This window comes from Escherichia sp. Marseille-Q3837 (assembly GCF_916618735.1).
GTDB classification, from domain to species: domain Bacteria; phylum Pseudomonadota; class Gammaproteobacteria; order Enterobacterales; family Enterobacteriaceae; genus Escherichia; species Escherichia ruysiae.
In genome coordinates this window covers 2,042,384-2,057,246 of record NZ_CAKAKC010000001.1, presented here as the reverse complement: position 1 = coordinate 2,057,246, position 14,863 = coordinate 2,042,384, and the positions used below count along the sequence as shown (strand labels likewise).

The 14,863-nt window shown below is 50.5% G+C and carries 11 protein-coding genes and 7 tRNA genes; 1 reads left to right on the top strand and 17 read right to left on the bottom strand.

All coding sequences use genetic code 11. From position 1 onward, the window contains the following. Nucleotides 1-375: 375 nt before the first annotated feature. Nucleotides 376-2,979 carry an autotransporter outer membrane beta-barrel domain-containing protein gene (locus LG381_RS09605; RefSeq protein ID WP_225762339.1) on the top strand — a complete coding sequence of 868 codons (2,604 nt, stop codon included), beginning with the start codon at nt 376-378 and terminating at the stop codon, nt 2,977-2,979. A gap of 118 nt (nt 2,980-3,097) precedes the next feature. Here LG381_RS09605 and luxS read toward each other — a convergent pair whose 3' ends face one another. From luxS to mltB, 17 genes are all read right to left on the bottom strand, one after another. Then, complete coding sequence (gene luxS / locus LG381_RS09600; RefSeq protein WP_032226039.1) at nt 3,098-3,613, bottom strand: S-ribosylhomocysteine lyase; 516 nt, start codon at nt 3,611-3,613, stop codon at nt 3,098-3,100. Nucleotides 3,614-3,762: 149 nt separating this feature from the next. Further along, a complete protein-coding gene (gene gshA / locus LG381_RS09595) occupies nt 3,763-5,319 on the bottom strand; it encodes a glutamate--cysteine ligase (RefSeq protein WP_222680464.1) in 1,557 nt (518 codons plus the stop codon). A 72-nt stretch (nt 5,320-5,391) separates the two neighbouring features. Continuing rightward, nucleotides 5,392-5,820 (bottom strand): YqaA family protein, encoded by a 429-nt coding sequence (locus tag LG381_RS09590; protein WP_000004484.1) that lies wholly within the window; start codon nt 5,818-5,820, stop codon nt 5,392-5,394. Then, complete coding sequence (yqaB, locus tag LG381_RS09585) at nt 5,817-6,383, bottom strand: fructose-1-phosphate/6-phosphogluconate phosphatase (protein ID WP_225762338.1); 567 nt, start codon at nt 6,381-6,383, stop codon at nt 5,817-5,819. Before yqaB ends, LG381_RS09590 begins: the two co-directional genes overlap by 4 nt. Before the next feature lie 276 nt (nt 6,384-6,659). Beyond that, nucleotides 6,660-6,736, bottom strand: a tRNA-Arg gene (locus LG381_RS09580). 197 nt (nt 6,737-6,933) lie between these two features. Beyond that, nucleotides 6,934-7,010: transfer RNA gene (locus tag LG381_RS09575), tRNA-Arg, on the bottom strand. A 63-nt stretch (nt 7,011-7,073) separates the two neighbouring features. Next, nucleotides 7,074-7,150: transfer RNA gene (locus LG381_RS09570), tRNA-Arg, on the bottom strand. Between the two features lie 62 nt (nt 7,151-7,212). Continuing rightward, nucleotides 7,213-7,289: transfer RNA gene (locus LG381_RS09565), tRNA-Arg, on the bottom strand. A gap of 62 nt (nt 7,290-7,351) precedes the next feature. Beyond that, nucleotides 7,352-7,428, bottom strand: a tRNA-Arg gene (locus LG381_RS09560). Between the two features lie 64 nt (nt 7,429-7,492). Next, nucleotides 7,493-7,569, bottom strand: a tRNA-Arg gene (locus LG381_RS09555). 3 nt (nt 7,570-7,572) lie between these two features. After that, nucleotides 7,573-7,665, bottom strand: a tRNA-Ser gene (locus LG381_RS09550). Nucleotides 7,666-7,980: 315 nt separating this feature from the next. Next, complete coding sequence (csrA, locus tag LG381_RS09545; protein WP_000906486.1) at nt 7,981-8,166, bottom strand: carbon storage regulator CsrA; 186 nt, start codon at nt 8,164-8,166, stop codon at nt 7,981-7,983. Between the two features lie 234 nt (nt 8,167-8,400). Further along, nucleotides 8,401-11,031 carry an alanine--tRNA ligase gene (gene alaS / locus LG381_RS09540; RefSeq protein WP_000047190.1) on the bottom strand — a complete coding sequence of 877 codons (2,631 nt, stop codon included), beginning with the start codon at nt 11,029-11,031 and terminating at the stop codon, nt 8,401-8,403. Nucleotides 11,032-11,159: 128 nt separating this feature from the next. Beyond that, entirely contained in the window at nt 11,160-11,660 is a 501-nt protein-coding gene (gene recX, locus LG381_RS09535) for a recombination regulator RecX (RefSeq protein ID WP_000140508.1), read from the bottom strand. A 239-nt stretch (nt 11,661-11,899) separates the two neighbouring features. Then, on the bottom strand, nt 11,900-12,961 hold the full coding sequence (gene recA / locus LG381_RS09530) for a recombinase RecA (protein ID WP_000963143.1): 1,062 nt from the start codon (nt 12,959-12,961) through the stop codon (nt 11,900-11,902). A 79-nt stretch (nt 12,962-13,040) separates the two neighbouring features. Then, the gene (pncC, locus tag LG381_RS09525; RefSeq protein WP_225762337.1) at nt 13,041-13,538 is read right to left on the bottom strand and encodes a nicotinamide-nucleotide amidase; all 498 of its coding nucleotides are present in this window, start codon (nt 13,536-13,538) and stop codon (nt 13,041-13,043) included. A gap of 144 nt (nt 13,539-13,682) precedes the next feature. Next, entirely contained in the window at nt 13,683-14,768 is a 1,086-nt protein-coding gene (gene mltB, locus LG381_RS09520; protein ID WP_000240845.1) for a lytic murein transglycosylase B, read from the bottom strand. Between the last annotated feature and the right edge of the window lie 95 nt (nt 14,769-14,863).

Genomic DNA, 14,863 nt, shown 5'->3' with positions numbered 1-14,863 from the left:
TTATATCTAAAAAGATGTGCAAACAATAAACATGCAATTAATCAGTTACTGTTACTAACCCCGCAAAATTCCGAAAAAACATCTTATTGATTTCCTTTGCTTTTTCTTTGCTCATTTTTTATGCCTTAAGACATTTAAAAATTTCCGCTAAGTAAAATTATGCACCTTATTTTCACCCTAATGCCTAAACCATCAAAACAAATTAATATCAAATTAATCACAAATTAAACTGATTTATAATTATTGGCCTCACACACTACCCTTCATTTACAGAACAGCAACCTGGTTCAGCGGCCTTAAAATCTAATTTTTTACGTAGTTACTGTGGATTCGCTATTTATCTTAAAATAAATCATAAGGATGAAAATTAACTTTATGAATATCAGACAGCATCCCTTGTCCACGCTGGCAATAGCTATTTCAACTGTGCTATCAATACCAATTTCTCAGGCATGGACACCACCAGCCACTATCAACAGCGATGTGACAATCAATAATAATGATGTCGTAACCTTATCTTCATCAGAAAATAACTCACCAGTATGGGACCAGTTTCGGTATCTTAATGTTGGAGCAACAAGTGCAGGAACGTTGAATATAGACGGGCGGGATCTGACTACTGCTAAAATCGTAATCGGTAATGCGACGTCAGGGACAATAAAATTAGAAAATAACACTCATCTGACGCTTAGTCATGCATCGCCTAATGAACGCGATATTTACCTGGGAACTAATGGCGGTTCAGGAACTTTAATGGTACTCAGCGGTAGTACTATCACCGATTTAAATGAATTCAGAATCGGTGAATTTAATTACCAGGCACAGGGGCAAGTCGTTATTGATGGTGAGGGATCATCCGTTGCCGCACGGTATGTGATGGTAGGCGATCAGGGGACGGGTAAACTCGAAATCACTCATGGCGGTCATCTTACAGCGTCAAAAGATATGATCATTGGCTTTAATGGAAATATGGAGAATTTTCAGGGAACGGGATACGGTGAAACGCTGGTTGATGGTGACAATTCTTCATTAGCCGTGAATGAGTTTATCTCCCTTGGGGGATTGGGCTCATTGCTGAACGAAGCAAAGGGTATTCTTACCGTGAGTAATAATGCCACGGTCAGCGCGAATCAATTTATCTGGCTTGGAATGGACGAAACCAGCACCGGTATTCTAAACATTGGTGGAGCGCAGGGAGAAGCCGAGCAAAAAGCGGGGGCAATTAAGACGCCGATTATCCATATGGGAAGCGAGGTCGGGGACAGTACTGCCCAGATTAATTTCAACCATTCCAGCGAAGATTTTATCCTGGCAGCAGATATCGTTGGCAAAGGCGAGGTTAACCAGGTAGGTTCCGGAGTCACGACGTTGGCTGGCGCAAATACCTATTCTGGCCAAACGAATATTAGTAAAGGCACCCTGCGCGCCGGTATCAACGATACCTTTAGTCCAAACTCCAGTTATGTCGTCTCCAGTGGAGGGAATATTGATTTAGCTGGTTTTTCACAAACCTTAAATGCGCTGGATTTGGCGGGTACGGCAACACTGTCGTCCTCAAAAAATGGCGACAAATTCACGCCTGCCACACTCACCATCAATGGCAATTACAGTGCTAATAACGGTTTGTTAGTTATGCGTACCGCACTCGGCGATGATAATTCTGCGACCGATAAATTAATTGTAAAAGGCAACACGTCTGGTCATACCCGTGTGAGTGTTCATAATGCCGGTGGTCAGGGCGCCGATACGCTTGAAGGTATCCGCATTGTTGAAATAACGGGGGCATCAGAGGGTACGTTTAGTAAAGAAGGCCGTATTGTTGCCGGAGCCTATGATTATAACGTGACGAAAAGTGACGATCAGAACTGGTACTTAACCAGTGAAACCCCACTTATACCACCTGTTGACCCTGTAATACCTGATTCACCAGAGCCACCTGATACACCGACACCGGCTTCTCCTTATACCCCCGTTTCACCAGAACCACTGCCAGAAAGAAAGCATCAGTATCGCCCGGAGATTAGTAGCTATCTGGCCAATATTCAGGCTGCAAATACGCTGTTTAATACCCGACTGCATGACCGTCTGGGGGAAACACAGTACACCGACCTGCTAACCGGCGAGCAGAAAGTGACCAGTCTGTGGTTACGTAACATTGGCGGACATAACCGCTTTAAGGATCGCTCAGATGAACTGAGCACTCAGAGCAACCGTTATGTTCTGCAACTTGGCGGCGATCTTGCGCAATGGAGCAGTAACGCACTCGATCGCTGGCATCTCGGCCTGATGGCTGGCTATGCCAACAGCAAGAGCCACACACATTCCAGCCTGACCGGCTACAACTCACGCGGGCAAATCGACGGCTACAGTGTGGGCATGTATGGCACCTGGTACGCTAACGAAGCAGATAAAACAGGGACTTATGTTGATAGCTGGTTGCTCTATAACTGGTTTGATAACACCGTCTCCGGCGAGTATCTGCCCAGTGAAAAATATCACTCTGACGGTATCACCGCCGCCATTGAAGCGGGTTATACCTTCCGTCTTGGTGAAAGCGCAGATGCCCGCACCAGCTACTGGTTGCAGCCTAAAATGCAACTGACGTGGATGGATGTGAAGGCAGACAATCATACTGAAGACAATGGCACTCTGGTTGAGGACAGCACCGAAGGCAACCTGCAAACGCGTCTGGGGGTGAAAGCGTACCTGCAGGGTCACAATGCTATTGATGATCATAAAGCGCGTTCCTTCCAGCCTTTCGTGGAAGCCAACTGGATTTATAACTCCCGCAATTACAGCGTGAAGATGGATGGCATCAGCGATGAAATCATCGGTACACGTAACATCGGTGAGCTAAAAGTTGGGGTGGAAGGTCAGCTTAATCCACGTCTGCAACTGTGGGGCAACGTCGCCCAGCAGTTGGGGGACAACGGTTACAGCGATACCCAGGGAATGCTGGGCATGAAATATCTCTTTTAATACCACTTTGCCGCCCGTCACGTACGGGTGGCGCGCTCCCCGCATCAACCTGATAAGCGTAGCACATCAGGCAAGCCGGACAGTGATATCACCGCCCGGCTTCTTCTTCTTAAACGGGCTAGATGTGCAGTTCCTGCAACTTCTCTTTCGGCAGCGCCAGTTCCTCATTGCTGTTGATACGCACGTCGCGCTCCAGAATGCTACGTGCAATATCCTGTGCTTCCTGCAACGAGTGCATCTGGAAAGTACCGCACTGGTAGACATTCAGTTCAGGGATCTGATTCTGATCCTTCACTTTCAGCACATCTTCCATTGCCGCCTTCCAGGCATCAGCAACACGCTGCTCATCTGGCGTACCAATCAGACTCATATAGAAACCGGTGCGGCAACCCATTGGCGAGATATCAATAATCTCAACGCCGTTACCGTTAAGATGGTTGCGCATAAAACCAGCAAACAGATGCTCCAGGGTATGGATACCTTTTTCTGGCATTACTTCTTTGTTCGGCACGCAGAAACGCAGATCGAACACGGTGATTGCGTCGCCATGCGGGGTGTTCATTGTTTTCGCCACCCGAACTGCAGGCGCTTCCATCCGGGTATGATCGACTGTGAAGCTATCTAACAACGGCATTTAGCCACCTCCGGTAATTTTTTTTAAAATATTCTGAACTCTTTGTTCCCAGGCGAGTCTGAGTATATGAAAGACGCGCATTTGTTATCATCATCCCTGAATTCAGAGATGAAATTTTGGCCACTCACGAGTGGCCTTTTTCTTTTCTATCAGCTGTGTTTTTCCAGCCACACCTTGAACGACTCGGTGTCTGCGGCTTCCATTTCCTGCTGACGGCGTTTAGACGCTTCGCGCTCGGCAATAAAATCGTCTTCACGCAGAATTTCCAGCGGCTCTTCACGCAACAAATTGCGATAAGCCTCACCAAACGCTTTCCCGGTTCCGCCAATACCAGTATCAATCATAGACCGTAAGATGCGGGCGGAGAAAGTCAGATCGGGATTATCAAAGCAGGCCACCAGTTCATCACACACTTTCTGGTATGCTTCGCCGCCGTTAATGCTGTCCAGCGTTTGCGCGACGCGTTTCAGATCCCGGAACAGATCTTTGCCCACCTGCGGCAACGGGAATTGCGCAGTTTCACAGCCAATTCCCAGTGTCAGCCCCGGCTTACGTCCTTCGAGGATCACCCGGTTCCAGTTGACGCGTGTACAGACAAGTTCACTACTGCTCATTTCCGGTGCATCAGCCAGCGCACACCAGACCATAAACAGGTCGAGGAATCGCACCTGCTGCTCATCAACACCAATCGGCGAGAATGGGTTGATATCCAGCGAACGCACTTCGATATATTCAATGCCACCGCGTAACAGCGCATCTGAAGGCGACTCGCCGCTGCGAGTAACGCGTTTCGGACGAATCGGCGCATACAGCTCGTTTTCAATCTGCAGCACGTTGCTGTTGATTTGCAGCCGCTTGCCGTCTTTCTCAAGACCAATCGTCGCGTACTCTTCCGACGGCGTTTTAATTGCCCGCTTCAGACCCGCTACATACTCGTAGAGATCATTAAAGGTAATACCAAGATTACTTTGCGATTTATTGGTATAGCCCAGATCGCTCAAACGTAGCGATGTTGCATACGGCAGGTAATACATGCCGCACTCGGTTTTCTCAAACGGCAGCGACGTCGGTTTACCTTGCAGGAAAGAAGAACAAATTGCCGGAGATGCGCCAAACAGGTACGGGATCACCCAACCGAAGCGATAGTAGTTACGAATAGCGCGGAAGTAGCCCGCAGAGATTTTCTCTTTGGCGTCAACGCCCGAGATATCACCACACTTCGCCTGCCAGAATGCCATTGGTAAAGAGAAGTTGTAGTGTACGCCGGAGATGGTTTGCATCAGCGCGCCATAGCGATTTTTCAGCCCTTCACGGTACAGCGTTTTAAAGCGCCCTGTATTGGACGTTCCATACTGCGCCAGTTCGATATCCTGACCTTCCGCGATGTAACATGGCATACTTAACGGCCACATCCGCTCATCGCCAATATTACGCGCGGTATAGCGATGCAAATCGCGCATAAAGGTCAACATATGCTCAATATCGCCATCGACCGGCGTAATGAACTCCAGCAACGCTTCGGCAAAATCGGTGGTGATCCATTTATGCGTCAGTGCGGAACCTAATGCTTCAGGATGACCGGTTGTTGCCAGAGTGCCATCTGGGTTAACACGCAAAGTTTCGCGCTCAAGACCACGCTGTATCCCCTTTAATGCCTGAGGATGTTTTTCCAGCCAGGCCAGCGCCTGTGATACGTCCGGGATCAAATTGACCTCCCGCCTGTCAAAATCGTTTTAATTAGCATAACTGTAATGGTGGCCATGTGTGCAGGCCTACAATTAGTGCCACCACATCATGCCCTGAACGGTGGCTGCTGCAACCGCAACATAGCGCAACGCTTTACCAAGGCACAAAAAAAAGATTACTGGTCCCCACGAGATGCGCATCCATCCCGCTAACAGACACAGTAAGTCGCCAATCACTGGCATCCAGCTTAATAAGAGTGTGACTGCGCCATAGCGTTTCAGCCAGCCAATGGCTTTTTCTTGCCAGCGCGATGTTTTGCGCAATGGAAAGAAACGCCCAAGGATAACGTTAGTTAACCCTCCAAGGCTATTACCCATTGTTGCTGTTAATACTAAAACCCAGGGATGACTCACCCCAGAAAGTAACATTGCGACCAGCACAACTTCCGAATTGCCGGGTAGTAGTGTAGCGCTGAGAAAACTACTGGCAAACAACGAGAAGAGCGACAGCGACTCACTCACAGCAAGCGAACATCCACGGCGTCCATGCCTGCGGCGCGAGCGGCCTGTATGCCAAAATCGGCATCTTCAAAGACAACGCACTGTGTTGGTTGCACGCCCATACGCTGCGCACACAGCAAAAACGTGTCTGGTGCAGGTTTATGGTGTTTGACGTGATCGGCAGCGACAACCGCGTCAAAATAACGACGTAATCCCAGATGCGTTAGCAGCGCCTCAGCGATGGCGCTTTCACTCCCCGTACCGACAGCCATTGGGCGACGACCGTGCCAGCTTTTCACCACTTCAACAAGAGGAAGCGGTTCGACGCTATCGAGCAACATGCTTCTTACGGTATCGGTTTTCTCGCGGGCTAATGCATGGGGATCGAGATCGGCCTGATTCAGCTCAATAATCGCCTGGGCTATACGCCAGGTGGGCGAGCCATTAAGCGCAATCATGGCCTGTACATCGTACTGAAGACCGTAGCGTCCTAATACTTCACGCCACGCTTTACGGTGCGTGGGTTCTGTATCCAGGATTGTGCCATCCATATCAAAAATTAAACCTGCATAACGCTCGTACATTGTCTTCTCGCAAGTCGAAAAATATGACGCTACTTTAGCGTAATTGCTTGATTTTGTCGCCGATGCGAAGGGGAAGATTATTCAGGATATGGATAAAATAGTTATTTAGAAATGAGATGTTTTTGGAGGAAATTGTTGGAGAAGATGGTGCATCCGGGAGGATGACTCACTGGCGTTCGCCCTTCGGGCCGTTGCTGGCGCAACGTTATCCTCCCTGGTGCATACATCAATATTGCAGACCATGAGGATCATCAATCGCGGATAATACGGAGAAGATGGTGCATCCGGGAGGATTCGAACCTCCGACCGCTCGGTTCGTAGCCGAGTACTCTATCCAGCTGAGCTACGGATGCATCGGGAAAATTTATTTTACTGCTGATATTGATATCGCTACGAAAACCATATCAAGTAAGGATGGTGCATCCGGGAGGATTACTCGCCTTGCGGCTCGCCCTTCGGGCCGTTGCTAAAGCAACGTTATCCTCCCTGGTGCCTGCGGTTAATACCGCTACCTCTTCGATACCTTCATTGCTGAAGATTTCGGAGAATATGGTGCATCCGGGAGGATTCGAACCTCCGACCGCTCGGTTCGTAGCCGAGTACTCTATCCAGCTGAGCTACGGATGCATCGGGAAAATTTATTTTACTGCTGATATTGATATCGCTACGAAAGCTATATCAAGTAAGAGATGGTGCATCCGGGAGGATTCGAACCTCCGACCGCTCGGTTCGTAGCCGAGTACTCTATCCAGCTGAGCTACGGATGCATCGGGAAAATTATTTTACTGCTGATATTGATATCGCTACGAAAGCTATATCAAGTAAGAGATGGTGCATCCGGGAGGATTCGAACCTCCGACCGCTCGGTTCGTAGCCGAGTACTCTATCCAGCTGAGCTACGGATGCATCGGGAAAATTATTTTACTGCTGATATTGATATCGCTACGAAAGCTATATCAAGTAAGAGATGGTGCATCCGGGAGGATTCGAACCTCCGACCGCTCGGTTCGTAGCCGAGTACTCTATCCAGCTGAGCTACGGATGCATCGGAAAACTTACTTTACTGCAGAATTTTTGATACCGCTACTAAAGCCATATCAAGCAAGAGATGGTGCATCCGGGAGGATTCGAACCTCCGACCGCTCGGTTCGTAGCCGAGTACTCTATCCAGCTGAGCTACGGATGCAAATGGCGGTGAGGCGGGGATTCGAACCCCGGATGCAGCTTTTGACCGCATACTCCCTTAGCAGGGGAGCGCCTTCAGCCTCTCGGCCACCTCACCACACGCCTCTTACGAGTGCTTCGAAGAACTTGTTTATCGCTCATCGTCGCTGCGTGGCGCACATATTACTTTCTGAGACTTATAAGTCAAACAATTTTTCCCACACTTTTATCGTTTGCACACTTCACGCTCAATTAGACTGTAAAAACGTCAAAAAGAGTGTTTTATCAACAGAAAAAATGGCCTATGACAGGCAGGAATGATGTTGAAAAATGGATGTTAACGTTGAATGAACGGGAGTAACGCGAAAAGAAATTGAAGTGAAGGAGAGATTTTGAGGGTGCGTCTCACCGTTAAAGATGAGACGCGGAAAGATTAGTAACTGGACTGCTGGGATTTTTCAGCCTGGATACGCTGGTAGATCTCTTCACGGTGAACAGAAACTTCCTTCGGGGCATTTACGCCAATACGTACCTGGTTGCCCTTTACCCCTAAAACTGTCACGGTGACCTCATCCCCAATCATGAGGGTCTCACCAACTCGACGAGTCAGAATCAGCATTCTTTGCTCCTTGAAAGATTAAAAGAGTCGGGTCTCTCTGTATCCCGGCATTATCCATCATATAACGCCAAAAAGTAAGCAATGACAAACACATTACATGTAAGCAGTCATGGCATTACATTCTGTTAAACCTAAGTTTAGCCGATATACACAACTTCAACCTGACTTTATCGTTGTCGATAGCGTTGATGCGAATGCCGTGGAGCAAGTCCACGGCATTGCCTGACGCTAATATTATTGCAATTTCGCGCTGACCCAGCCTTTCACACTGGCTAACGCTGCAGGTAAGGCCGCAGCATCCGTACCACCGGCTTGCGCCATGTCAGGACGTCCACCACCCTTGCCGCCCACCTGCTGAGCGACCATACCAATCAGTTCCCCTGCTTTCACACGATCTGTGACGTCCTTAGATACGCCTGCAATCAGAGAAACCTTACCTTCGGCTACCGTTGCCAGCACGATAATTGTCGACCCCAGCTGATTTTTTAAATCGTCAACCATGGTACGCAACATCTTCGGCTCAACACCGTTAAGCTCGCTAACCAACAGCTTAACACCATTAACATCAATTGCCTTACTGGAAAGATTTGCACTCTCCTGCGCGGCAGCCTGTTCTTTAAGCTGTTGTAGCTCTTTTTCCAACTGACGCGTACGTTCCAGTACTGAACGAACTTTATCAGCCAGATTATTGCTATCGCCTTTCAGCAGATGCGCAACTTCGCTTAAGCGATCGCTGTCTGCATGAACGGTGGCAATAGCACCTTCTCCGGTTACAGCTTCGATACGACGAACGCCCGCAGCAGTACCCGATTCAGAGATAATACGGAACAGACCGATATCACCGGTGCGGCTGGCGTGAGTACCGCCACACAGCTCTGTGGAGAAATCGCCCATGCTCAGTACACGTACACGTTCATCATACTTCTCGCCAAATAGCGCCATCGCGCCTTTCGCTTTCGCAGCCTCGAGATCCATGATGTTGGTTTCGATCGGCAAGTTACGACGAATCTGTGCGTTAACCAGATCCTCTACGGCACGAATTTCCTCTGGCTTCATCGCTTCATTATGTGAGAAGTCGAAACGCAGCACTTTGTCGTTAACCAGAGAACCTTTCTGCGATACATGAGTCCCCAGAATCTGGCGCAGCGCGGCGTGCATCAAGTGCGTTGCGGAGTGATTCAGACGAATACGAGCGCGACGAGCCTCATCAACATCAGCCTGCACCGCGTCGCCCACTGTCAGAGAACCCGCAGCAAGTTTACCGATGTGGCCAATCGCCTGGCCGTATTTCTGAGTATCTTCTACCGCAAAGGAGAAGTTTGCGCCTTTCAGTTCGCCTTTATCGCCAACCTGACCGCCAGATTCTGCATAGAATGGCGTTTGATCCAGCACAACTACCGCTTCCTGGCCTGCATTGATGGCATCAACCGCTTTACCATCAACAAACAGCGCGGTCACTTTGCCGTTCAGTTCCAGATGGTCATAGCCTTTAAATTCAGATGCACTGTCAACACGGATCATTGCGTTGTAATCGGCACCAAAGCCGCTGGCTTCGCGCGCACGACGACGCTGCTCTTCCATTGCTGCTTCAAAACCAGCTTCGTCAACTTTGATATTGCGCTCACGACAAACGTCAGCCGTCAGGTCAACCGGGAAGCCGTAGGTGTCGTACAGGCGGAAAGCTGTTTCGCCATCCAGCGTATCACCGGAAAGCTTCGCCAGCTCTTCGTCCAGCAGCGCCAGACCGCGTTCCAGAGTACGAGCAAACTGCTCTTCTTCAGTCTTCAGCACCTGCTCAACCTGCGCCTGCTGGCGTTTCAGGTCTTCACCCGCAGAGCCCATAACGTCGATCAGTGGCCCCACCAGCTTGTAGAAGAAGGTTTCTTTCGCGCCCAGCATATTGCCGTGACGCACCGCGCGACGAATGATACGACGCAGTACATAACCACGGTTTTCGTTGGACGGCATAACGCCATCAGCGATCAGGAACGCACAAGAACGAATGTGGTCAGCGATTACGCGCAGCGATTTGTTGCTTAGATCGGTCGCGCCAGTGACTTTCGCTACTGCCTGGATCAGCGTGCGGAACAGATCGATGTCATAGTTAGAGTTAACGTGTTGCAGCACCGCAGCAATACGCTCCAGCCCCATACCGGTATCTACAGACGGCTTCGGCAGCGGTTCCATCGTGCCATCTGCCTGGCGGTTGAACTGCATGAAGACGATGTTCCAGATCTCAATGTAGCGGTCGCCGTCTTCTTCCGGGCTTCCCGGAGGGCCACCCCAAATGTGGTCGCCGTGATCGTAGAAGATTTCGGTGCACGGGCCGCACGGACCAGTGTCACCCATCTGCCAGAAGTTGTCAGATGCGTATGGCGCACCTTTGTTATCGCCGATGCGAATAATACGTTCGCGCGGGATCCCTACTTCTTTTTCCCAGATTTCGTAGGCTTCGTCGTCGCTTTCATAGACGGTAACCCACAGACGCTCTTTCGGCAGGGCAAACCATTTTTCGCTGGTCAGCAGTTCCCATGCAAACTGAATGGCATCGTGTTTGAAATAGTCGCCGAAGCTGAAGTTGCCCAGCATCTCGAAGAAGGTATGGTGACGCGCGGTGTAACCGACGTTTTCCAGGTCGTTGTGTTTACCACCCGCACGCACGCAGCGTTGGGAGGTGGTAGCGCGGGAATAATTACGCTTGTCGAGCCCAAGGAACACATCCTTGAACTGGTTCATCCCGGCGTTGGTAAACAACAAAGTTGGGTCGTTATGGGGGACCAGGGAGCTGCTGGCAACTACCTGATGTCCCTTACTATGGAAAAAGTCGAGAAACGCCTGACGGATCTCAGCGGTGCTCTTGCTCATAATTATCCTGAAATCAAGCTAACGAAATATCGCCACCAGCAGCAGCAAGTTAATAACCGCTGGGCTGGTAACTGAAAAGTGGGAATAAGATAAGTTTTCTTGACTGGGAAGTAAAATACCGTATGCGTTCAGTCGGCAAAATTTCGCCAAATCTCCTGGATATCTTCCATCAGATAGCCACGATAGAGCAGAAAACGTTGGATCTTAACTTTTTCTGAAAAGACTGTTGGCAGTGGTTCGCCATATTTTCGCGTCGCCTGATCGCGCGCCAGTGCGCACCAGTCGATGTCACATTCACGCATCGCTTTTTCTGTCGCTTCGCGGGAAATACCTTTCTGATTCAGTTCCTGGCGAATACGCGCTGGTCCATAACCTTTGCGGCTACGGCTGGCGATAAAGCGCGCAACAAATCGGCTGTCATCGAGATAGCCATGTTCATGGCACCAGGCAATAACACGCTCGTAATCTTCCGCCGTGGCATCAATCTCTTCCGGGCCATTTTTGCCCATTATCGGTGCTGCGAGTTTACGTCGCAATTCTTGCTCACTGTGATCGCGTACCGCCAGAATGCGTACCGCGCGATCCAACAAGCGAGCATATGCCGGACGACGGGATGTTGATTCTGTCATGGCATATCCTTAAAACTTAAAAAGCAAAAGGGCCGCAGATGCGGCCCAGAGATTGCTAACAAATTAGCTCACTTATAAATGTAGACACGATCTTCCTCCTCGCCCTTCCAGTTAGCGGGCCAGAGTGAGAATCACTCTTCACGCCAGTGCTGGCCTGTTCCCCTCACCCTAACCCTCTCCCCAAAGGGGCGAGGGGACCGTCCGTGCACACATTATCTATTATCATCAATAACTAATGATTAAAAATCTTCGTTAGTTTCTGCTACGCCTTCGCTGTCATCTACAGAGAAATCCGGCGTTGAGTTCGGGTTGCTCAGCAGCAACTCACGTACTTTCTTCTCGATCTCTTTCGCGGTTTCCGGGTTGTCTTTCAGCCAGGCAGTCGCATTCGCTTTACCCTGACCGATCTTCTCACCTTTGTAGCTGTACCATGCACCCGCTTTCTCGATCAGCTTCTCTTTCACGCCCAGGTCAACCAGCTCGCCGTAGAAGTTAATACCTTCGCCGTAGAGGATCTGGAATTCAGCCTGTTTAAATGGTGCAGCGATTTTGTTCTTCACCACTTTCACGCGGGTTTCACTACCCACCACGTTTTCGCCCTCTTTCACCGCGCCGATACGACGGATGTCGAGACGAACAGAGGCGTAGAATTTCAGCGCGTTACCACCGGTAGTGGTTTCCGGGTTACCGAACATCACACCAATTTTCATACGGATCTGGTTGATGAAGATCAGCAGCGTGTTGGACTGCTTCAGGTTACCCGCCAGCTTACGCATCGCCTGGCTCATCATACGTGCCGCAAGGCCCATGTGAGAGTCGCCGATTTCGCCTTCGATTTCCGCTTTCGGCGTCAGTGCCGCAACGGAGTCAACAACGATAACGTCTACGGCGCCAGAACGCGCCAGGGCGTCACAGATTTCCAGTGCCTGCTCGCCGGTGTCCGGCTGGGAGCACAGCAGGTTGTCGATATCGACGCCCAGTTTACGTGCATAGATTGGGTCCAGTGCGTGTTCAGCATCGATAAACGCACAGGTTTTACCTTCACGCTGCGCTGCGGCGATCACCTGCAGCGTCAGCGTGGTTTTACCGGAAGATTCCGGTCCGTAGATTTCGACGATACGCCCCATCGGCAGACCACCTGCCCCAAGCGCGATATCCAGTGAAAGCGAACCGGTAGAGATGGTTTCCACATCCATAGAACGGTCTTCACCCAGGCGCATGATGGAGCCTTTACCAAATTGTTTCTCAATCTGGCCCAGTGCTGCCGCCAACGCTTTCTGTTTGTTTTCGTCGATAGCCATTTTTACTCCTGTCATGCCGGGTATTACCGGATAGTCAATATATTCTGTTGAAGCAATTATACTGTATGCTCATACAGTATCAAGTATTTTGTAGAAATTGTTGCCACAGCGTCTGCAAGGCATACGCCGTCGCCTGACGACGCACGGCTTCGCGGTCGCCACTGAAGCATTCCCGGCGGGTAACACCTTCGCCGCTGGCTGAGGCAAAAGCAAACCAGACGGTGCCAACAGGTTTCTCTTCGCTGCCGCCGTCTGGCCCAGCGATACCACTAATAGAAACGGCATAATCAGCACGAGCCGCTTTCAGGGCGCCAATTGCCATTTCCACCACGACGGGTTCACTCACCGCGCCATGCAGCGCCAGCGTCTCTTCTCGCACGCCGATCATTTGCGCTTTGGCTTCGTTACTGTAGGTGACAAATCCGCGTTCAAACCAGGCGGAACTACCGGCAATATCGGTAATCACTTTCGCTACCCAGCCGCCGGTACAAGACTCAGCGGTTGTTACGATTGCGCCACGGGCTTTCAGCGCCTGCCCTACCTGCTCGCTTAATTGCATCAGTTCACTGTCAGTCATCACAACCTCTGTCAGTCAGATATTTATGCCGGACAAGATAGCACTTTCGTCAGGAAGATGGTGTTGGCGTTGCAATTTTACGAGGAGGATTCAGAAAAAAGCTGATTAGCCAGAGGGAAGCTCACGCCCCCCTCTTGCAAAGAGTTACTGTACGCGCGCCAGCGCCACGGCTTGTCCTAACTGCCAGACCGCCATTGCGTAATGGGTGCTGTGGTTGTAACGGGTGATGGTGTAGAAGTTCGGCAAACCGTACCAGTACTGATACCCCGTCCCGACATCCAGACGCAGCAAGCTGGCCTGCTGATGATTGCCCAGTGGCTGCTGTGGCGTCAGCCCTGCCGCTGCAAGTTGTGAAATGCTGTACTTGGTTTTGAAGCCATTTGGCAAGCCCGGAGCCTGACCATTTGCCATTACAGCGACCTGATCGCCTTTCACCCAGCCATGCGCTTTGAAATAGTTCGCCACGCTGCCAATGGCATCAACCGGATCCCACAGGTTGATATGTCCGTCGCCGCTGAAATCCACGGCGTATTGTTTGTAAGACGACGGCATAAACTGACCGTAGCCCATTGCCCCGGCAAAGGAACCTTTCAGATTGAGCGGATCGTCCTGCTCATCGCGCGCCATCAGCAGGAAAGTTTCCAGCTCGCCAGAGAAATACTCCGCGCGGCGTGGGTAGTTAAATGACAGCGTCGCCAACGCATCGAGGATGCGGGTTTTACCCATCACGCGTCCCCAGCGGGTTTCGACGCCGATAATCCCGACAATAATTTCCGGCGGTACGCCATACACCTGCCACGCGCGATTCAGCGCATCTTCATACTGGTTCCAGAAAACCACGCCGTTCTGCACGTTATCCGGCGTAATAAATTTTTTGCGATAACGCAACCATGCGCCATTCGGGCCTGATGGCGGCTTCACTGATGTGGTTGGTGCCTGGTTATCCATCAGCCGCAGTACCGAATCCAGACGTTTCGCCTGAGAGAGGATTTCCTGCAACTGCTGACGATTGAAGCCGTGTTTGTTCACCATTTTGTCGATGAACTGCTGCGCATTCGGGTTGTTAGCGAAGTCACCGCCCATCTGCATCACATTGTGCTGCGGCTCAAGCAGGAAGCCGCCGGACGGCGTTCCGGTGGTCGTTTCAGTCTCAGTAGGTTTTGGCTTGCTGCTACAGGCGGCAAGCAACACAAAAAGGGGAAGTAATGTTACATAACGACGCTTGACCATGAGGAGTCCATTTAACAGATTCAACCAGGGGCAAGTATGGTAAAGCATCCCGCCCCGCACAAGGAAGCGGTAGTCACTGCCCAATACGGACTTTA